The 20,003-nt window shown below is 59.1% G+C and carries 16 protein-coding genes; 12 read left to right on the top strand and 4 right to left on the bottom strand.

Translation table 11 applies throughout. From position 1 onward, the window contains the following. Positions 1 to 72: 72 nt before the first annotated feature. A complete protein-coding gene (locus tag HQ945_RS03390) occupies positions 73 to 414 on the bottom strand; it encodes a hypothetical protein (protein ID WP_051614512.1) in 342 nt (113 codons plus the stop codon). 365 nt (positions 415 to 779) lie between these two features. Here HQ945_RS03390 and HQ945_RS03385 point away from each other — a divergent pair, with 365 nt between their 5' ends. The 4 genes from HQ945_RS03385 to HQ945_RS03370 all read left to right on the top strand — a co-directional run bounded on the left by HQ945_RS03385 (position 780) and on the right by HQ945_RS03370 (position 7,780). Beyond that, the gene (locus HQ945_RS03385) at positions 780 to 2,027 is read left to right on the top strand and encodes a coiled-coil domain-containing protein (protein ID WP_091919410.1); all 1,248 of its coding nucleotides are present in this window, start codon (positions 780 to 782) and stop codon (positions 2,025 to 2,027) included. Between the two features lie 57 nt (positions 2,028 to 2,084). After that, positions 2,085 to 4,424 carry an alkaline phosphatase family protein gene (locus HQ945_RS03380; protein ID WP_113281714.1) on the top strand — a complete coding sequence of 780 codons (2,340 nt, stop codon included), beginning with the start codon at positions 2,085 to 2,087 and terminating at the stop codon, positions 4,422 to 4,424. A 95-nt stretch (positions 4,425 to 4,519) separates the two neighbouring features. Next, a complete protein-coding gene (locus HQ945_RS03375; protein WP_113281713.1) occupies positions 4,520 to 6,790 on the top strand; it encodes a phosphocholine-specific phospholipase C in 2,271 nt (756 codons plus the stop codon). Between the two features lie 189 nt (positions 6,791 to 6,979). Next, on the top strand, positions 6,980 to 7,780 hold the full coding sequence (locus HQ945_RS03370) for a DUF1499 domain-containing protein (RefSeq protein WP_113281711.1): 801 nt from the start codon (positions 6,980 to 6,982) through the stop codon (positions 7,778 to 7,780). Positions 7,781 to 7,787: 7 nt separating this feature from the next. On the opposite strand, the gene HQ945_RS03365 is transcribed toward HQ945_RS03370, so the two are convergent. Beyond that, complete coding sequence (locus HQ945_RS03365; RefSeq protein WP_113281868.1) at positions 7,788 to 8,687, bottom strand: MBL fold metallo-hydrolase; 900 nt, start codon at positions 8,685 to 8,687, stop codon at positions 7,788 to 7,790. 122 nt (positions 8,688 to 8,809) lie between these two features. Between HQ945_RS03365 and HQ945_RS03360 the strand changes: the two genes are divergently transcribed. The 7 genes from HQ945_RS03360 to uraH all read left to right on the top strand — a co-directional run bounded on the left by HQ945_RS03360 (position 8,810) and on the right by uraH (position 15,632). Then, positions 8,810 to 9,397 carry a biotin transporter BioY gene (locus tag HQ945_RS03360; protein WP_113281867.1) on the top strand — a complete coding sequence of 196 codons (588 nt, stop codon included), beginning with the start codon at positions 8,810 to 8,812 and terminating at the stop codon, positions 9,395 to 9,397. Positions 9,398 to 9,523: 126 nt separating this feature from the next. Further along, a complete protein-coding gene (gene puuE, locus HQ945_RS03355; protein ID WP_113281709.1) occupies positions 9,524 to 10,441 on the top strand; it encodes an allantoinase PuuE in 918 nt (305 codons plus the stop codon). Position 10,442: 1 nt separating this feature from the next. After that, entirely contained in the window at positions 10,443 to 10,943 is a 501-nt protein-coding gene (locus tag HQ945_RS03350; RefSeq protein ID WP_113281707.1) for an ureidoglycolate lyase, read from the top strand. A gap of 67 nt (positions 10,944 to 11,010) precedes the next feature. Next, on the top strand, positions 11,011 to 12,438 hold the full coding sequence (gene xdhA, locus HQ945_RS03345; RefSeq protein WP_113281705.1) for a xanthine dehydrogenase small subunit: 1,428 nt from the start codon (positions 11,011 to 11,013) through the stop codon (positions 12,436 to 12,438). Next, positions 12,435 to 14,753: a xanthine dehydrogenase molybdopterin binding subunit gene (xdhB, locus tag HQ945_RS03340; protein WP_174207659.1), complete on the top strand. Its 2,319-nt coding sequence runs from the start codon at positions 12,435 to 12,437 to the stop codon at positions 14,751 to 14,753. Before xdhA ends, xdhB begins: the two co-directional genes overlap by 4 nt. 12 nt (positions 14,754 to 14,765) lie before the next feature. Continuing rightward, complete coding sequence (gene uraD / locus HQ945_RS22770) at positions 14,766 to 15,269, top strand: 2-oxo-4-hydroxy-4-carboxy-5-ureidoimidazoline decarboxylase (protein ID WP_027230038.1); 504 nt, start codon at positions 14,766 to 14,768, stop codon at positions 15,267 to 15,269. Between the two features lie 9 nt (positions 15,270 to 15,278). Then, complete coding sequence (uraH, locus tag HQ945_RS22765) at positions 15,279 to 15,632, top strand: hydroxyisourate hydrolase (protein WP_113281701.1); 354 nt, start codon at positions 15,279 to 15,281, stop codon at positions 15,630 to 15,632. Here the strand turns inward: uraH and HQ945_RS03325 are convergent, their stop codons facing one another. Further along, complete coding sequence (locus tag HQ945_RS03325; protein ID WP_162737260.1) at positions 15,633 to 16,835, bottom strand: DUF2793 domain-containing protein; 1,203 nt, start codon at positions 16,833 to 16,835, stop codon at positions 15,633 to 15,635. It abuts the gene before it with no gap. Positions 16,836 to 17,095: 260 nt separating this feature from the next. Here HQ945_RS03325 and HQ945_RS03320 point away from each other — a divergent pair, with 260 nt between their 5' ends. Then, positions 17,096 to 18,964, top strand: a complete 1,869-nt coding sequence (locus HQ945_RS03320; protein ID WP_113281697.1) for a polysaccharide biosynthesis protein — start codon at positions 17,096 to 17,098, stop codon at positions 18,962 to 18,964. Here HQ945_RS03320 and HQ945_RS03315 read toward each other — a convergent pair. Continuing rightward, positions 18,961 to 19,968, bottom strand: coding sequence for an MraY family glycosyltransferase (locus HQ945_RS03315; RefSeq protein WP_174207658.1), 1,008 nt, complete (start codon positions 19,966 to 19,968; stop codon positions 18,961 to 18,963). The two genes, HQ945_RS03320 and HQ945_RS03315, sit on opposite strands and share 4 nt — an antisense overlap. Between the last annotated feature and the right edge of the window lie 35 nt (positions 19,969 to 20,003).

Raw genomic sequence — 20,003 nt, 5'->3', positions numbered from 1 at the left:
TCCGGCTTGAGAGGAAGGTTCAATCTTAGCGAGAGTTGTCGGCAAGCGAAAGGCGACGCGCGTGAAAAGGCGTTAGCGCCGCAGGCCTTTCATGACAGCGGCGAAATCCGGCCCGAGCTTGTCGAAAAGCGTCGTCTGGTCCTGTTCGGGCGTGACGCTTAGCGTGGTCCCGTCCTTGCCGAGCATGATAAAAACGGTCTGGTCCGTTGTACCGTCGGAAATCGAGATGGCGCCAATACGTTGCTCGTCGCTATCTTCGGGAGCCCGGATGTTGAAGATCACCTCGCCATTGACGAGTTCCGCAGCCTTTTGCAGTGCGCCTTCGAAGCCGTCTGCCACGATATCCTGCGCACCGAGCGCAAGCTCGATCTCCACAACCTCTAGTGACACCGGCTTTTCAACGTCTGGCATCATGCCCCAGCCTCACATTCTCTATCTATTTATTTTTATTACTTAACTGGCCCGCCGACTGCCGCTTTTTCTGCGCCGTGGATGCAGCCCAAATCACCACTGCGATGATGTCAGCAGAGCGACGAACCATCCACTCACGAAATGTAAACGCGCAAAACGTGCGGTCGGTCGTGCGGCAAGATGATGCAGGTTCCGGAATGTCGGGGCGTGTCATCCAGCTATTACATTTGCCCCGTATTCGGTTACCCCACTTCAGGATTTTGACGCGTGCTTTCTCATGTAAGGGGTTGTGCGCCATCTTTTTAAGAAAACGATTTTCGCAGCGACCCGCCAGTTAATTGGCCGGCTATTTATTTGGAGAAATTATTTTGAAGAACAATCTTTTCGCTCTCATTCCGCTCGTCCTCATTTCTGCCTGCGATGGTTCGGACTCGTCGCAACCGGCGCCCAATTCCGTTGCGCAATCGACGTTCGACGCCCAGTCCGTAGAACTTGAAAGCGCCAAGAAAGAGAACGCGGAACTCAAGAAGACCATCGAAGTGGTCAGCAGCGAAAAAGCGTCCATCACCACCACATTTCAAACCGTTGCGGCCGACAAGGACAAGCTTGCTGCCGAGCTCAAACAAGTCTCGGCCGAGAAGGAAAGCATTTCCACGCAACTGTCGCAGATGGTTGCCGACAAGGACAAGATCGCCGCCGAACGCGACCAGAAGCTCACGGAGATTGAGGCCAATCTGGCGAAGATTGCCGTACTCGACAAATCCGTCGTGGAGAAAACCACGGAACTCACGGCGCTCAAAACCCAGCTTGCCACGACTACCGGTGACAAAGCGGACCTGACCAAAAAGCTCGAGCAGTCCGGCAAGGATCTCGCTGCCATAACCGCCAAGCGCGACGATCTGCAAAAGAGCGTAGACACGGCGACGGCGGAGAAGGCCATTCTGACCAAGAAGCTTGAGACGGCTGGTGCGGATCTGGCTGCCGTGACCACCAAGCGGGACGATCTGCAGAAGAGCTTCGATCAGGCGACGACCGACAAGGCCGCTCTTGCCAAGCAGCTTGAGACGGCCAGCTCGGATTTGACGGCGATGACCGCCAAGCGCAACGAACTGCAAAAGAGCTTCGATGAGGCAACTGCCGGCAAGGCCGAGCTAGCCAAACAGCTTGAGCAGTCCGGCAAGGACCTGACCGCGATGACCGCCAAGCGCGACGATCTGCAAAAGAGCTTCGATCAGGCGACGACCGAAAAAGCCGCGCTTGCCAAGCAGCTCGAGACAGCCAGCTCGGATCTGGCGGCGATGGCCGCTAAGCGGGACGAGTTGCAAAAGAGCTTCGATCAGGCGACGACCGACAAAGGCGATCTGACCAAACAGCTTGAGCAGTCCGCTAAGGATCTGACCGCCATGACCGCCAAGCGGAACGAGTTGCAAAAGCAAAGCGATCAGGCACAAGCGCAGATCGACAGCCAGAAGACCGAAATCGCCAAGAAGGAAGCGGATATCAAGGCCGCGCAGACCGAGCGTGATGCAGCGTTTGCCGCCAAGGACAAGGCCATCAAGGAACGTGATGCTTCCAATGACAAGCTTCTGAAGATCGCCAAGAGCGTTTGCCAGTAAGTTTTTTCATGCCGTTTTGATTTTTCATTAACGAACTGGTTTTCAGGGAGTTTATCCATGGATAGACGCGATTTTATCAAAATGCTGGGTCTTGCCGGAACCAGCGCAGCAGCCTACGCGGCGTGCTCTAGTTACATGATGGAGGCTCTTGCCGACGCGCCCGCCACCATCGAAGATCTGCTGGTCGCATCGAACGACTGCATCAACAACGGCTCGCTAAACGATATCGAGCACGTCGTATTCCTGATGCAGGAAAACCGGTCGTTCGACCACTATTTCGGCACGCTGCGCGGCGTGCGCGGTTTCGGTGATCCGCGTCCGCTGCGCATGCGTGACGGACGTCCCGTGTGGGAGCAATTGCAGGCCGGATTCGATCCGACAAAGGAGCCCCCGGCTCCGGATGCGCAGCGGATAAAGCCGTACCGCATGCCGAATATTGCCGCCAACAAGCCTTCGGACGATACAAGCCCGGAAGGAACCGTGGGCGGGGTGTTCATTACGGACCCTGCGCATGACTACGGCAGCGGTGTCGGTGCGTGGAACTACGGGCGCATGGACAACTGGATCCCGAAGAAGCAGATCGTCACCATGGCGCATTATGTGGAAGCGGATATTCCACTCTATTTCAAGTTGGCTAAGGCATTTACCTTGTGCGATGCGTATTTTTGCTCCGTTCACGGCTACACCGATCCCAACCGCAGCTATTTCTACACCGGGCACAGCAACGGAAAGATCGGCAACGATTCGTTCAGCGGCTCCAAGGACGGCGCAAGGCCGAACTGGAAGAGTTACCCCGAGCGGCTGGAAGAAATCGGCGTGGACTGGAAATTCTACCAGGACGGCCTTACTTGGACGAGCGATCCCTTTGCGGGCAACTACGGCGACAACACGCTCGAATATTTCCAGCAATACCGCGACAACACCACGCCGATCTACAAGAAGAACCAGACGGTAAATTCGATCTTACGAACCGATCCCAACAAGCCTTCGCAGTTCGAGCAAGACATCATCGACGACAAGCTGCCGGCTGTTTCCTGGATCGCCGCGCCTGAAGCCTTCTGCGAGCATCCGAAATGGTCTCCGCATCTTGGTGAGTACTACGTCCACGAAATTCTTCGCGCATTTACAGCCAACGTCGAAGTGTGGAAAAAAACTGTATTCATCATCACCTATGATGAAAATGGCGGCTTTTTCGACCATGTTCCCGCGCCGACCCCTCCATTTAGCAGCACCTACGGCGAAGCCTCGCCCGGTATCAAGGTGACGGGCCTGATTACCGCCACCAGCACTCCGCAGCGCGATATTGATTCAGAAGCAGCCGTAACAAGCAACTCAAAGCTTATGAATATGATGGGCATGGGTGTACGGGTCCCGACGCTCGTGATTTCTCCATGGAGCGTCGGCGGAAGGGTGTGCTCGGAAATCTTCGATCATACATCGGCCATCCAGTTCGTCGACGCCTGGCTCATGGCAAAAGGCAAGAAACTTAAGGACGACTTCTATCCCATTTCGTCCTGGCGCCGGGCCATCGCCGGCGATTTCACGAGTGCGCTCGATTTCAAGCGCAAGGTGCTTACCAAACCAGAAGCTGTGGCCGATACGACCAAGCTGGGCGTCGTCTTTACCGCCGCGCAACAAAGCAATGCCAAGAAGACGCCGGGCCTCAACCCTGACCTGACCGTCTACAAGAGCGATCCCGACATCGCCAAGCCGACGCTCCTGAAGCAGGATCGGACGCGTTGCGAGATCATGCCGCTCGACTATGATTTCTTTGTTGGCGCCACCGTTACCGCCAACGACGTAAAATATCCGATTACCAATCGCGGCAAGCTCGCCGCCTCATTCTATGTCATCCCCTATGACAGGCCGGGCACGTGGCCGGGCGACGGTCCGTGGTATTTTTCCGTCGAAGGCTCGAAAGGAACGCCGGTTACGCTGAAGGATCAGGCCTATGCAAACTTCGGCGCGAAAAACGCTACCACCAAAAATTACTCCTATGCCGTGCATGGCCCCAATGGCTATCTCTTTGAGTTCATGGGGGCGCCGGGCGCCAATCCGACGGAATTGCAACTCCCCGACATTACCGACGCTGTTTCCATCGACGAGGCAAAAACCATCCGCTTCACGCTGAAATGGCCCGGTGTCAACGGCCGCCTGAAGGTTACCAACGCCTATACCGGCAATATCGTACTGGTTGAAGCCGGTACCACCACGGTCGATATTCCGACCTCCGATGGTTGGTACGATGTCTCGTTCGTGGACGCGGTTAATGCGCCGTCGCGTTATCTGCGCCGCTATGCCGGACATCTGGAGAACGGCAAGATCGGCAAAAGCGATCCCGCTATCGGCCTGCAATATGACGAAAAGGAAAGGGTCTACAAGCCGCTCGCCGCCTGATCGGATTTAGCCTGCACCGACTTACTATTTTGATGCCGGATGACGATTTCGTCGTCCGGTCACTGGATTAATGAATTCATTTAAGAGGACTTTTTATGCAACGACGTGATTTTATCAAGTTGCTCGGCCTTGCCGGCACCAGCGCCGCCGCCTATGCGGCATGCTCGGCCTACATGGCGGAGGCACTCGCACAGTCGGCTTCAACCATTGATGAATTGCTAACGGTGGAAGGTGAGTGCAAGGAAGGTTCGCTCGCCGATATTGAGCACGTCGTTTTCCTGATGCAGGAAAACCGGTCCTTCGATCACTATTTTGGCACGCTGCGCGGTGTTCGCGGCTTTGGCGACCCGCGTCCGATGAAATTGAGGAACGGCAAATCGGTCTGGCAGCAATCGGCGGCCTGGCCCAGAAAGCCTGACCCCGTCACCGGCATCATACCGGATTCGACGCCCTATCGCATGTTCAAAGAATCGCGCGCCGTACCAACTCTGCTGGAGCCGGTCGACCCCTCGAGCGCCGGCGGTACCTATATCGAGGATCCAGCGCACAGGTTTGGTGACAGCCTGGGCGCCTGGAACGGTGGTCTTATGGACCAGTGGATCGAGAAGAAAAAAATCGTCACCATGTCCCATTACACCGAAATCGATATTCCGCTGTACTTCAAGCTGGCACGAGCCTTCACCCTTTGCGATGCGTACCATTGTGCGCATAATGGCGGCACCGACGCCAACCGGAGCATATTCTTTACCGGGACGTGCAAGGGCAGAACGGAGAACGACTATTTCAGCCATGCCAACCCTGCAGATCGGGATAAGCTGGACTGGACAAGCTATCCCGAGAAACTGGAGTTACTGGGGGTAAGCTGGAAATTCTATCAGGAGGGCCTGGACGGAAATACGTTCACCGGCAATTACGGTGACAATGTTCTCGACGCCTTCAAGCAATTTCAGGACAAGTCCACAGCGATCTACAAGAAGAATCAGACGGTCAATCCGGTTCTGCGAACCAGCGTCGACGTGCCGTCGCAATTTGAACAGGACGTAAGAGATAACAAGCTTCCGGCTGTTTCATGGATTGTCGCGCCCGAGGCGTTCACCGAACACCCGCACTTCCCGCCACATTTCGGCGAATATTACGTGCACGAGATCCTGCGTGCCTTCACGACCAACAAGGAAGTGTGGAAGAAAACGCTGTTCATCATCAATTATGATGAAAATGGCGGGTTCTTTGATCATGTCCCGCAGCCGGTCCCACCCATCGATCCCGTCAACGGCAAGACCACGCCCGGCATAACATTCGACGTCCCTGGCACTGCTAACTCTGAAACCTCGATCCAACACAAAAACCCCATCGGGATGGGGGCTCGCGTTCCCGCGTTGATCATTTCGCCCTGGAGCACGGGCGGCCGCGTCAATTCGGAAGTTTTCGATCACACCTCGGCCATCCGCTTTCTTGATAAATGGCTTGTCGCTCGCGGCCTTCAAAAGCCGGACGCGCCGGCATTCGAAAATCTCTCGTCGTGGCGGCTGGCGATCGCAGGTGACCTTACCAGCACACTGGATTTCAAACGGTCGGAAACAACCGCCCTCGAGCAGGTTGTACCGGCCGCGACTAAAGCCCGGATCATGTCCAGTGAAGAAAAAAAAATAGTGCCCGTCGGGTGGCTTCAAGGAGCTACAGCTGAGGTGGGTGATATGAAGGCTGATCCCCTTCACACCAAAACCGCGCTCAAACAAGACCGCGCACGCTGCGAAAAATTGCCCATCGCTTATGACTTCCACGTAATCACAGCGGTCGAATCGAAATCCGTGCGGCTGACATTCCGGAATCCGGGGCCGCTCGGTACGGCTTTTACCGTTATTCCCTATACCACCAAGGACAAGGTAAAACTCTATAGCGTTGAAGGCGCAAAGAAAGACGGCTTGCGAAGCGAGCTTTCGGATGTCCTGACACCCACGAGTGCGGATGGTCTGTATTCCTATGCGATCCATGGCCCAAATGGCTATCTTCTTGAACTGCGCGGTAATTTCCAGACTGCGACGCAACAGCTGGTCGCCGAAATCGTCGATATCAAGTCGAAAGCCGATGCCGCGAAGATCGAGTTCAGCTTCGGCAAGTGGAACCCGAACGGCAAGCTCACCATGGTAAATGCCTATACGGGTGAGACCAAGTCCATCGCCGAGGGAACGACCGCTTTGGAAACTGCAACGGCGGACGGCTGGTACGACGTGGCTTTCTTCGATGACGGCACTTATCTGCGTCGTTACGCGGGCCGGCTCGAAAATGGCAGGATCGGCAAGAGCGATCCGGCCATCGGCATGCAGTATGACGAGGCTACGCGCGTCTACAAGGATTACGCCGTCTAACCTGATCGAGAATAAGTAAAACTCTTCCGTGCCGGCTCTCGTGCCGGGGCGGGAGAGTTCAGGAACGGCAAGTGAATGGATGGATGGATGGTGCTGGAAACTAAAGCACGTGATTTGTCACGCGCGCTTGCCACGTGTCGATTATGCGATTAGCTCTTGGCGAGACGTTTTGTGCATCGCCGGGATACCATGCGCCATCATTTTCGCCGTCGTCAGTCGATTTCAGCCAAGTGGTCGGTGCGCGTGGCTTTTCTGGCCGCAATCCTCTTCGTGCTGTCCGGGCTCGGGCATCGCTTCGAGCGCATCGAGACGCCGGAATTTCTCTGGCTGCTTGCGGTCGTCGCCGGGCTGGCGCTGCTTGCATTGCTTTTGAGCTTCAAGGGCTTCACCAGCCTTTGGCGCCGGGGAGATCGCGGCGGACCGAGTGCATTCTGGGGTGGGGTCATAGCGCTCGTCGTTCTAGCGCCCTTCGCGATGACCCTCTACCAGGCGCTGGCGCTGCCGACACTCTACGACGTTTCCACCGATATAGCCGACCCGCCTGAGCTTTTCGCCGCCGGCCAGCGCAGCGAGCGGATGAACCCGCTCGTCAATGATGAGGAAAGCCGCGGACTGCAATCGAGCGCCTATCCGCAGGTCACCGGCCGGCGCTATGACGGTTCGCCTGATCGGATCCTGACGGCGGTGAATACCGTTGTCTCCAACAATGGATGGACGGTGCTGAGCCAGAAGGGGGAACCCGGCGACGACGAGGAAATCCTTCTCGAAGTCGTGGCCCGCACCTGGCTGCTCGGCTTTACCAGCGACGTCGTCGTCCGCCTCACCGACGAAGGCGAGACTACCTATGTCGATATGCGCTCCGTCTCCCGCTACGGCATTCATGATCTAGGCGAGAATGCCGACCGCATCACTGCGTTCATGACGGCGCTCGACACCGAGGTGCAGGGCACCCAGCCCGATGAGGAAACCACGCAGCCGGAGCAGCCCTAGCCTATCGCTACCAGTAGACGCCGTCGATGGCTGGATTGCCGTCGGTGTGGACGACGCCGCGCGCGACGAGATCTTCGAGATGGGCAAGAACCGAAAGGCCGGCGGCGCCATGCAGGCGTGGATCGGTTTCCCGGTAAATGACGCCGACCATGGCAGGAATCGTGCGGTCGCCTTCCCGCACGCGCTCGACGATGGCGCGTTCGCGCATTTTGCGGTGCGCCTTCAGGCCGCGCACAAAGGTCTTTGGCTTGGTGACAGGTCCGCCGTGCCCGGGGAAATAGATGCGGTCCTGGCGGTGAAGCAGCAGGTCGAGTGAGCGCATATAGTCTGACATTGCGCCATCCGGCGGCGCTACGATCGATGTCGCCCAGGCCATGACGTGGTCGGCGGAAAACAGCACGCCGATCTCCTCAAGTGCGAAAACCATATGATTGGCGGTGTGACCGGGCGTATGGATCGAACGCAGCGCCCAGCCATCGCCCTCGATTACCGACCCGTCGCTGGCCGCGAGGTCAGGAACGAAGTCCGTATCGCCGCTGGCGTCGAGAAGGTTGACTTCACCGACATGCAGCGGCCGCGCCGGACGATGCGGCCCTTCGGCGACGACGACGGCGCCCAGTTCATCGCGCAAGCGCGCGGCGAGCGGTGAGTGGTCGCGGTGGGTATGGCTGACGAAGATGTGGCTGACCGGGCGCCCGGCGATGGCGCGGATGAGCGCTGCGTGATGGGCGTCATCCAGCGGTCCAGGATCGATCAACGCCAGCGTATCGTGGCCCACGAGATAGGAGTTCGTGCCGTGAAAGGTGAACGGGCTTGGATTGTTGACGGTTATCCGCTGAACCTTCGGGGCAATGTCGACCGCTTCACCGTAGCGCGGCGCAAAACTGGTGTCGAAAACTAGAGACATGAACGCAAGCGGACCTTTCAAAGCCTTTCGACATATTGCGGCGCGGCATAATCCCCAATATACCGTTTTCACAAACGGTGGAAATACCGCCCCACGGCGAAGGCTATACAGAGGATATCGACATGATCGCTGCGCAAACCCGTTCCCTTGCCCAAGAATTCCAGCCTGAAGGTCAACTCGCCAAAGCGGTCTGGTATGTCACGCTCGCCCTGATCGGCACCGCGCTGATGACACTTGCCGCCAAGACCAAGGTAGACATGGTCTTCGTCAATGTGACGATGCAGACTTTCGCCGTATTCGCCATCTCGGCCGCCTACGGCTCGCGCCTTGCCGTCGCTACCATGGCGCTCTATCTGCTTGAAGGCGCGCTTGGCATGCCAATTTTCACCGGCACGCCAGAAAAAGGCGTTGGCCTTGCCTATATGGTCGGACCGACGGGCGGCTACCTTGTCTCCTATCTCGTTGCTGCATGGATCGTCGGCACCGCCGCCGACAAGGGTTATGCCCGCAACCCGATCGTTCTCGGCGCGGCGATGCTAGCCGCGGAGGTTGCGATTCTCGGCCTCGGCTTCCTGTGGATGGCCTATCTCTTCGGCTTCGAGAAGGCGTTCACCTTCGGCGTTGGTCCGTTCATTGTCGCTGACATTTTGAAGCTCGCTCTGGCGGCTGCCATCGTTCCGGCCATTGGCTCGTTGCTCAAGCGCCGTTAAGAGCTTGCCGCAAACATTATTGGGCCGCGGCATCGTCCGCGGCCTTTGTTTTTGCGCCGGCCATTGACTTTGCGACCCGGCCTTCGCAGTTTCTCATGATACTCGTTCAAAAATAAGAGGCACGTCTTGTCAGATTATCCGCGGGATTTGATCGGCTATGGCCGAAACACGCCCGAACCGAAATGGCCGGGCGGCGCACGCATCGCCGTGCAGTTCGTTGTCAACTATGAGGAAGGCGGCGAAAGCTCGATCCTCGATAATGATCCGGCGTCGGAGTGCCTTCTGTCGGAGATCGTCGGTGCGCAGCCCTGGCCGGGCCAGCGCAACCTTAACATGGAATCGATCTATGAGTATGGCGCACGGGCCGGTTTCTGGCGGCTGTGGCGCATGTTTACCCGGCGCAAGATGCCGGTCACGGTCTATGGGGTTACCCTTGCCATGGCGCGCAACCCCGAAGCTGTCGCCGCCATGAAGGAGGCCGATTGGGAAATTGCGAGCCACGGCCTGCGTTGGCTCGAATACAAGGACTGTCCCGAGGACACTGAGCGACAGCACATTCTTGAAGCGGTACGCCTGCATACCGAGATTACCGGGTCGCGGCCGCTCGGGATCTACCAGGGTAAACCGTCGGATAATACGCTGAAGATCGTCATGGAGGAGGGCGGCTTCGTCTATTCCGCCGATAGCTATGCCGACGAGTTGCCCTATTGGGTCAAGGGTCCAAAGGGCCCGCATCTGATCGTGCCCTACACGCTCGATGCCAACGACATGCGCTTTGCGACGCCGCAAGGGTTCAACTCAGGCGATCAGTTCTATACCTATCTCAAGGATACGTTCGATGTGCTTTATGCCGAGGGCAGGGAAGGCGCGCCGAAGATGATGTCGATCGGCCTGCATTGCCGGCTGGTCGGGCGCCCGGGACGCGCGGCGGCGCTGGAGCGCTTCCTCGATTATGTCCAGCATCAGGAAGGCGCCTGGATTACGCGGCGCATCGATATCGCCAATCATTGGCACGAACATCACCGCCCGGCAGACGAAAACTAAGATGGAAATCCTCAGCCTCAATGTCACGCCGCTGACGCGGGCGGCATTCACACCCTATGGCGACGTCATCGAAACCGCAGGCGCGCAGATACGCCTTATCAACGGCGGCACGACGCAGCGCTTCCACGACCTTGCAAAGGTCGATGTGACGGGGCCGCGAGCGCGCGTGCTGGTCAACATATTTCGCGGCCAGAGTTTCGCGCCCCCGATCGACATCAAGATGCTGGAACGTCATCCCTTCGGCAGCCAGGCTTTCATGCCGCTGCAGAACCGGCGCTACCTTGCGGTGGTGGCCGAAGATGAAGGCGGGCGGCCGGGATCGCCGGTCGCGTTCCTGTGCCAGGGCAACCAGGGCGTCAACTATGCCCGCAACGCCTGGCATCATCCGCTGATATCGCTCGAGGCCGAATCGGACTTCGTGGTCGTCGACCGCGGCGGCGAGGGCACCAATCTCGAAGAATTCTTCTTTGAAGACCGTCTTTACCGGATTGGCTCCATCTGATCGCCCCCAGGGTCATTGCGCAATCTCGCCACTTGACGCCCACGCCCAGCCGGTCGAAGCTGCTCAAATGGCTACGACGATGCGGTTTTTTCTCAATGGTCAATTGCAGGAAGCTGCAGTTCGACCCGATATGACGGTGCTGGATTGGTTGCGCGGTCCGGCGCGCCTGACAGGTACCAAGGAAGGGTGTGCGGAAGGCGATTGCGGGGCGTGCTCTGTCCTCGTCGGCGATCCTTCGGTAGAGGGCGCCGAACCCCGCGTGCACTATCACGCCGCCAACAGCTGTGTCCTTGCGATGGGCCAGATCGACGGCCGTGCGCTGGTTACGGTTGAGGGCTTGAAGGGCGAACACCTGCACCCGGTCCAGCTTGCGATGGCGGAAAACGGCTCTTCCCAATGCGGCTTCTGCACGCCCGGCATCGTCATTTCGATCGCGGGTCTCGCCGCGGCCAACCCGGAATCCGGCGAACAGGATATTCACGATGCCCTTGCCGGCAATCTGTGCCGGTGCACCGGCTACAGGCCCATAGTCGAAGCAGCACGCAAGGTAATCGGTGCCGGTGGCGCCGGCATCAGCGGCCCCGCAGTTACGGCTTTTGCGAAGATTGAGCCGCGCCGATCGGTTTCGGCCGGCGGTGCGTCGTTCGATCAGCCAGCGACGCTCAATGCGCTTCTGCAACTGCGCAAGGAGAGACCGCAGGCGATTTTACTTGGCGGCGGCACCGACCTCGGCGTGGCATTGGCCGATTATCACAGCGATTGGGACGATGTGATTTCGCTGGCTCGGGTCAGCGAATTGCGGGCGATTCGCGAGACCGACAATCATCTGAGTTTCGGCGCGGCGGTGACGTGGGAGGAAGTGCTGGCTGCGGTCACGCCGATTTATCCATCCTTCGCTACGCTGATCCGGCGCTTCGGTTCGACGCAAATCCGGTCCATGGGCACGATCGGCGGCAATATCGGCACCGCGAGCCCCATCGGTGATGGACCGCCCGCGCTGATTGCCCTCGGCGCCGAAATCGAGCTTGCCTCCCAGAGCGGCCACCGTTTCCTATCGCTTGAAGATTTCTTCCTCGATTACCGCAAGACGGAACTGCGTGCCGACGAGGTGATCGCTTCTGTCTCGATCCCCAAGCCCAGGGAAGGTCAGGATTTTCGCGTCTACAAGATATCGAAGCGCTACGACCAGGATATATCCACCGTCTGCGCTGCGTTTTCGATCGTGCGAGAGGAAGGTCAGGTTCGCAGCGCCCGCATCGCTTTTGGCGGCATGGCGGCAACACCGCGCCGCTCTCCTGAAGCTGAACGCGCTCTCGTCGGAACCAGTTTTGACAGAAAGGCAGTTGCAGCCTGCGCCGCAGCGATTGCAACCGAGTTCAAGCCGTTGACCGATTGGCGTGGTAGCGCCGATTATCGCCTTGAGGTCGCTGCAAACCTTGCCGAGCGCTTCTGGCGCGATGTGGCAGGCGAGACGGTGGAGGTGATGGCGCTATGAATATCGATGCCAAGATCGTTCACCGCAGTATCGTCGGCAAGGGTATCGCCCATGACTCTGCGGCAAGGCACGTCGCTGGCGAAGCCGCCTATATCGACGATATGCCGGAACTGCCTGGGACATTGCATGCGGCCTTCGTTCTTGCGCCGGTGGCGCACGGCAGGCTTCTTGGTATCGACGCTTCGGAAGCGTTGGCGATGCCGGGCGTCGCCGGCATCTGGTCGGCGAAGGACATACCCGGTCACAACGAAGTTGGCCCTATCCTCCACGGCGAAACGCTGTTTGCCGAAGATATCGTCGATTACGAGGGGCGGGTGGTCGCCGCAGTTGCCGCGTCGAATTTCGAGACAGCCTATCGCGCCGCCAAACGCGTCAAACTAAACATCGAAAAGCTCGAACCAGTTTTGGACATCGAGGAGGCCCATCACAAGAAGAGCTATGTTCTTCCTGCGCAGCAGGTCGTCGAAGGGGATGTAGATACGGCGCTCTCCGGCGCGCCCCATGTCATCTCCGGCAAGTTGCGCATGGGCGGACAGGATCATTTCTACCTTGAAACCCATATCGCCTATGCCATTCCCGGCGAGAACGGCGAAATGCTGGTCCATTCTTCGACCCAGCATCCGACCGAAGTCCAGCACCATGTGGCGCTCGTCCTTGGCGTTCATGCCAATGCGGTCGAATGCCAGGTGAGGCGCATGGGCGGCGGTTTCGGCGGCAAGGAGAGCCAGCCGACCATCATCGCCTGCGCGGCGGCGCTGATCGCGGCCCAGACGGGCAAGCCGTGCAAGATGCGCCTAAAGCGACGCGACGACATGGTCGCCACCGGCAAGCGGCATGATTATGTCGTCAACTGGAAGGCGGGCGTCGACAACACGGGCCGCATAGTTGGGCTCGACATCGAGTACCTTGCCCGGGCCGGCAATCTCCCCGACCTCACGGGGCCGGTGATCACGCGCACCCTGACCCATTCGGACAATTCCTATTTCATCCCCAATGCCCGCTTTGTCGGTCATGCCTGCAAGACGAATACCGTTTCGAACACCGCATTTCGCGGCTTTGGCGGGCCCCAGGGCATTATCGCCATCGAGTGCATCATCGATACGATCGCACGCGAGCTGAAGCTCGAGCCCAACAACGTCCGCGCCATCAATTATTATGGCGATGAAACCGGGGATATGACGCCGTATGGCCAGAAGGTAGAAGACAACCGCCTGGTCGAGGTCACCGAAGCCGTGCTTGCCTCAGCCGACTGGAGCCGCCGTCGTGCCGAGATCGATGCGCATAATGCGACCAGTCCTGTCATAAGGCGCGGCCTCGCCATGATGCCGATCAAATTCGGCATTTCCTTCAATTTGACCTCGCTCAATCAGGCCGGCGCGCTCGTCCATGTCTATCTCGACGGCTCGATCTTCCTCAATCACGGCGGCACCGAGATGGGGCAGGGGCTGTTCGTCAAAGTCGCGCAAGTTGTCGCCGAAGTGTTCCAGGTCGAGCTCGACATGGTGCGGATATCCTCCACTGCGACCGGCAAGGTGCCGAACACCAGCGCGACGGCCGCTTCGACCGGCTCAGACCTCAACGGCATGGCAGCCTTCAAGGCGGCGACCGCGATTAAGGCGCGCATGACGCGGGTGGCCGCCGAACATTTCGACGTCGAGGAAGACGTGATCGTCTACCGCGAGGGCCGCGTTCATGCCGGCAATGAATCGATTTCGTTCGGCGAACTTGCAAAAGTGTCCTGGGCCAAGCGCGTTCAGCTTTCCGAGGCCGGCCATTATGCGACGCCCAAGATCCATTGGGACGGCAAAACGATGAAGGGCCGCCCGTTCTTCTATTTCAGCTACGGAGCAGCGGTTGCTGAAGTTGCGATCGACACGCTGACCGGCGAGACCCGTTGCCTCAGGGCCGATATCCTTCAGGACGTCGGCTCGCCGCTCAATCCCGCCATCGACCTTGGCCAGATCGAGGGCGCTTTCGTGCAGGGCATGGGCTGGGTTACCTGCGAGGAACTGTGGTGGGACAAGGCCGGCAAATTGCGCACCGTCGGACCTTCGACCTACAAGATACCGGGATCGCGCGACGTTCCGCCCGAATTCAACGTCCGCATTCTCGACAATATGCCGAACCAGGAGGAGACGGTATTTCGCTCCAAGGCGATTGGCGAACCACCATTGATGCTCGGCATTTCGGTCTGGCTGGCGATCCGCGACGCTATCGCCTCGATCCACGGAGGCGTTCCGTATCTCGATTCTCCGGCAACGCCGGAAAATGTTCTACGGTCAGTAGGGGAGGCCAAAGCCAACCGAACAGCTTGAGAGGGAGGGGACATGAGGCTTGAACAACTGAACAGTGCCAGCACGGAGGAATTCGTTGGCGCGCTCGGCGGTGTCTTCGAACATTCGCCGTGGGTCGCCGAGGCGGTCGCCGGCCAGCGGCCATTCACCAGCGTCGAGATCCTGCACGGCGCCATGGTCGTCGCCGTCGAAAAGGCCGGTCAGGCGGCACAATTGGGCTTGATCCGTGCGCATCCGGATTTGGCAGGGAAGGCGGCGCGCCAGGGCAGTCTTACCGTCGAATCAACCAGCGAACAGCGCGGAGCCGGACTTGACCGGCTGACCGACGAGGAATTCGAGGAGTTCCATCGTCTCAACAACGCGTATCAGAGCAGGTTCGGTTTTCCATTTATCCTTGCCGTGCGCGGCCATAACAAGCACTCGATCATGGCGGCGTTTCGCCAGCGCCTCGATCACAATGCCGGCGAGGAAGTCGCCGAAGCTTTACGGCAGATCGCGCTGATTGCGCGGTTTCGCTTGCACGATTTGATCACTTAAGGACCTCACATGGGAAAGTTATCCACGCATGTTCTCGATAATTCCGCCGGAAAGCCCGCGGACGGGATGGCCCTGACACTCCATCGTATCGAGGAGGGCGGGCCTGTCCTGCTCAAAACCGCCGTTACCAACGCGGATGGCCGCACCGACAAGCCCCTCCTTTCCGCGGACGAGATAGCGGTCGGCCGCTACGAACTGACGTTTTTCGTCGAGGAATATTTCAAGCACAAGCTCGTTGCGCTCGACACCCCGGCTTTTCTCGACGATGTGCCGATACGCTTCGCGATTGCCGACACGAACGCAAATTATCACGTGCCGCTTCTGGTCACTCCCTGGTCCTATTCGACCTATCGGGGCAGTTGATCAGCCATAGACACCGGCGATGTTGAACACGCGCGCCTCATCGCCGCGGAAATAGACGAGGTTCGCTCCGGACTGAGGTGACGGATCGGAACTTGGCAGAACGAGGCTGCCGACGGAATTGCCCGAATTGACGATCGTTAGCAGCACACCGTCCTGTGCGAACACGCCGCCGAGCCGCTTTTGCATCAGCGGCGAGATATCGATAGCGATTGTCTTTTTGACCGGATCGACGATCTGCAGCGCATCGCCGGAGGCCCATTGCTTGATATGATCGGCGTTTACGACCTGAAGTCCGTTGAGGGCCGTGTCCCATTTGACCCAGGCCGACTGGGCTGGCGATTTGGTGACATTCCAGAGCCGGACCATCGCGACGTCGCGCATGGCCGTTCCAAACAAGCTCACGGCGCTATTGGCAGCGAGCGTGATGATGTCGGCGGCGATCGAGGCGACCTTGGCGGCGGCCGGCGTGGCGCTGCCCGGCATTTGATAGATCGTCGCATCGGGCCCGGCCGGCAAAAATACAAGCCCGGAAAGGCGTTTACCGGTGGCAGCGCTGGCAATGCCATTGGGGAAGCGCACGACGCCGGTCGCATTGTCGGCGATCATGACATCGCGCCAGCTACTGCCGTCCGCACTGGTCTTGATACGGAAGTCGCGGCCCCACAACGTGCCCATTTCGGCGCGGCCCTGATAGTTCGACTGGAAGAGGAGCGACGCTGCCTGGTTGTCGTCGGACTTGTTGATCTTGATTTGATGGCTCGTGCCCGCGTGGTCGAACAGTGATGCCGGACTTTTCACGGCGAGGCGGTTCGTATCATCCGCGACAGTCTGGATGCCGACCGCATTCACGGGATTGGTACCACCGCTTGCAGCGGCCTTCCAAGCGCCATTCGTAAACACAAGGAAGTTCGCGGTCTTGGCGATCCATGCGGACCAGCCCTCAAGGGGCTGAAAGAACGCCCATGCACCATCCTGAAAGGCGGCGACCTGCTGATCCTTGCCGGCCCAGGCCCCGCTTGCCCCGGATCCGATAATGTAGCGGTCGCCTTCAGCGGGATTGGATGGCGCCGCCTGCGCATTGCTATTCAACACCGATAATTGCACCAGAGCATCGAGCGCGCGTATCGCCTCGTTGTGCGTTACATGCTTTTGCGCCTGCGAGGGGGCGATGTAGGGCAATTTGAGGTTCGACGTCTGATCCATGTGGCTGTCCTTTCCGCGCTTCGCCATTGCCGGGACAGTATAGCCGTTGTGATTGTGTTGGATAAACCGGCGATGCACATGGTGATTGATTGACGAGCTGCCGGTCATTGCATTTATGTAGCCCTATGTTACTGGTCTTGCGTCCGTTTGGGGTTCCGTTGTAGGGCGAGACGCCTGGCCGGCTCATCCCTTGCGCAAAGGTGCTTTTGAACGTCTGTCCCTTATCAAGCCCGTCTGCATGTCGTGAACATCGAGGATCAATGACACTGGAAAATTTTCGGCAGGGCGTCTCGATGATGCCGCGTCGTTACAAGCAACTGATCCTGGTCGTATTCGACGTGATCGCGCTGACCTTTGCCGTTTGGCTCAGCTATCTGCTGCGATTTGGCACGTTCTTCATCCCCAACAGCGAACAGGCACTTTTGATGGTTGCCGCGCCGCTGATCGGGCTGCCGGTGTTCATCCGCTTCGGACTCTATCGCGCCGTCATCCGCTACCTGCCGGACAAGGCCATCTGGACAATGATCCAGGCCGTGACCATCTCTGTCATTCTCTGGGTCTGCCTGGCGTTCCTGACGCTCATGACCGGCGCAGAGGGCGTGCCGCGCGCTATTCCCTTCCTCTATTGGGTGCTGAGCATTGGCATCATCTGCGGCAGCCGCTTCGGCGCCAAATGGCTGCTGTGGAGTGCACTGCGCGACAAGCTCATGGCGCGGCAATGTCTGATTTTCGGTGCGGGCGATGCGGGACGCCAGCTTGCCAATGCGCTGCGCAGCCAGAACGAAGTATCCGTTGCCGGTTTCATCGACGACGACCGGAGCCTGCACGGCATGGATATCCTCGGTATCCGCGTCTACCCCACGCAGCACCTTGAAACGCTGATCGATAATTTCGGTATCAGCGAACTGATCGTCACGACATCATCGCTGAGCGGCATCGAGCGTCGCCGGCTGATCGGTCGATTGAAGGCTCTGGACGTCAAGGTTCGTATTCTCCCGGCCATCTCCGACCTCACGGCCGGCAAGTATCTGGTCAGCCACCTGCGTGATATCGACATTGACGACCTCCTCGGCCGCTCGCCCGTTCCGGCCGACCCGACGCTGCTCGACAAGACCGTGGAAGGCCGGGTAATCCTTGTTACCGGCGCCGGCGGCTCGATCGGCTCGGAGCTTTGCCGCACCATCGTCAAGCTTGCGCCCGCCAAGCTCATTGTCTTCGATGTCAACGAGCACAGCATCTACCAGCTCCAGCGCGAGCTGGCGGGCATGACCGATTGCGTGATCGTTCCGGCGCTTGGTTCGATCAGCGATGCTTCGCTGATCCGCGCGCTACTCGCCGAGCACAAGGTTGAAAATGTCTACCATTGCGCCGCCTACAAGCATGTGCCGCTTGTCGAAGAGAACGTCGTCGAGGGCGCGCGCAACAATGTCATCGGCACCGATGTGCTGGCCGCAATGTCACAACAGGCCGGAGTGCGAAACTTCGTGCTGATCTCGTCCGACAAGGCCGTTCGGCCTTCCAATGTCATGGGAGCAACCAAGCGCTGGGCGGAACTTATCGTACGGCATCAGGGCGATATCGCCAGGGAGCAGGGGACCGGGCAGATATTTGCTTCGGTCCGTTTCGGCAATGTCATCGGTTCAAGCGGGTCGGTGGTGCCGCTCTTTCGCGAGCAGATCGCGCAGGGCGGGCCGCTGACGGTTACCCATGACGACATGACCCGCTATTTCATGTCCGTGCGCGAAGCTGCCGAGCTCATCATCCAGGCCGGCGCGCTTTCTGAGGGCGGCGACATATTGCTGCTGGAAATGGGCGAACCGGTGCGTATCCGCGATCTTGCCGAAAACATGATCCTGCTCGCCGGACTGTCGGTGAAGGACAGCAGCAACCCCGATGGCGACATCGAGATCGTCACGGTGGGCATTCGCGACGGTGAAAAGCTGCATGAGGAACTGTTCTACGATCCCACCGGCGTCGGGTCGACGAGCCACACTAAAATCCTGCGCGCCCAGCGTCGGTCCAATGCCGCCGACCACCTGCCGGATGCCGTGGCAGAACTACAGCTTCTGATCGAGCGGCGCGATACGGAAGGCGTCCGCAAGCTGCTCTACGAGCGCGCAACGTCTTAAATACGTGGTCCAGCACGGCGAAAGCGCGACAGCAGGAACGTCACCCCCAGCAGCCCGGCGCAAATTGCGCCGGCCGCAACAAGCCCGCCATCGAATGTCAGGAAGGCGCAGATGCCGAGGATGAAATTCAGTGCGCCGACGCAGGTAACGATTTGCCAGACCGACCAGCCCGACCGCTTGGCGATCTGATAGGCATGCTTGGAGTGGGCAGCGAGAATGTTCTCGCGCGCCGCAAGCCGCATGAACAGCGTCGATGTGGCGTCGGCGATAAAGAACAGCGGCAAAAGCAGGCCGGCGGCGATTGAAAGGTCGCGGGCAACCAGGAAGAAGGCAAGCCCGCTCAAAAGCCCGATCGGCAGGCTGCCGGAATCGCCGAGAAAAACCAGCGCTTTCGGGCGGTTAAACAGGGCAAATCCCAAGAGGCCTCCTGCGAGGCAGGCGGCAAGCACGCCCGTACCCGAAGCCACGAGGCCGATCGCCGCAAGAACCGCAGCCAGCGCCAGCGGTATGCCAAGCCCGGAGACGACCATCAGGTCGAGACCGTCCATGAAGTTGGTGAGGTTGATGAAATAGACGAGCGCAAAGGCAAGGAGCAGCCTCTCGACGGCGAACGGCAGGAGGTCGGGCAGCAGCCGGAATTCACTGCCGAGGCCATAGACGGCTATTCCGGCCGCGAGAAATTGTGCGATCAGCCGGACGCTTTCGGGCAGATGATGGCGGTCGTCGAAAAACCCGGTGACCCAAAGGATAAGGGCGGCGGCGCTGCTCAAGGCAAGAAATCGCCAGTCGAGACCGGCTGCCGGGCCGAATATCCACAGCGCCAGGAGGACTGCCGGGATAATGGCAAGGCCGCCAAGCTGGCGCGCCGGCTGCGTATGGTTGGACCGCTCCGTAATGGTAGCGCCGAGGAAATTGCTCGGCAGGAGCCTTATGATGGCCGCAAGCAGTATGGCAGCGCCGATGGCGGTGGCGATGAATGGCGCAAGCAATACAGCAAAGGGCAATCCGGGCCTCGTTCGGAACGGCGTGAATTCGAAGT

The organism is Phyllobacterium pellucidum, assembly GCF_013327855.1.
Classification (GTDB): Bacteria; Pseudomonadota; Alphaproteobacteria; order Rhizobiales; family Rhizobiaceae; genus Phyllobacterium; species Phyllobacterium pellucidum.
The sequence above is the reverse complement of the archived record's forward strand: the minus strand, read 5'-3'. Positions and strand labels throughout refer to the sequence as shown.

Coding starts and splice junctions, on each gene's coding strand:
- HQ945_RS03390 (WP_051614512.1), bottom strand. CDS start 414: ATGATGCCAGACGTTGAAAAGCCGGTGTCACTAGAGGTTGTGGAGATC.
- HQ945_RS03380 (WP_113281714.1), top strand. CDS start 2,085: ATGGATAGACGCGATTTTATCAAAATGCTGGGTCTTGCCGGAACCAGC.
- HQ945_RS03375 (WP_113281713.1), top strand. CDS start 4,520: ATGCAACGACGTGATTTTATCAAGTTGCTCGGCCTTGCCGGCACCAGC.
- HQ945_RS03370 (WP_113281711.1), top strand. CDS start 6,980: ATGCGCCATCATTTTCGCCGTCGTCAGTCGATTTCAGCCAAGTGGTCG.
- HQ945_RS03365 (WP_113281868.1), bottom strand. CDS start 8,687: ATGTCTCTAGTTTTCGACACCAGTTTTGCGCCGCGCTACGGTGAAGCG.
- HQ945_RS03360 (WP_113281867.1), top strand. CDS start 8,810: ATGATCGCTGCGCAAACCCGTTCCCTTGCCCAAGAATTCCAGCCTGAA.
- HQ945_RS03350 (WP_113281707.1), top strand. CDS start 10,443: ATGGAAATCCTCAGCCTCAATGTCACGCCGCTGACGCGGGCGGCATTC.
- xdhA (WP_113281705.1), top strand. CDS start 11,011: ATGGCTACGACGATGCGGTTTTTTCTCAATGGTCAATTGCAGGAAGCT.
- xdhB (WP_174207659.1), top strand. CDS start 12,435: ATGAATATCGATGCCAAGATCGTTCACCGCAGTATCGTCGGCAAGGGT.
- uraD (WP_027230038.1), top strand. CDS start 14,766: ATGAGGCTTGAACAACTGAACAGTGCCAGCACGGAGGAATTCGTTGGC.
- uraH (WP_113281701.1), top strand. CDS start 15,279: ATGGGAAAGTTATCCACGCATGTTCTCGATAATTCCGCCGGAAAGCCC.
- HQ945_RS03325 (WP_162737260.1), bottom strand. CDS start 16,835: ATGGATCAGACGTCGAACCTCAAATTGCCCTACATCGCCCCCTCGCAG.
- HQ945_RS03320 (WP_113281697.1), top strand. CDS start 17,096: ATGACACTGGAAAATTTTCGGCAGGGCGTCTCGATGATGCCGCGTCGT.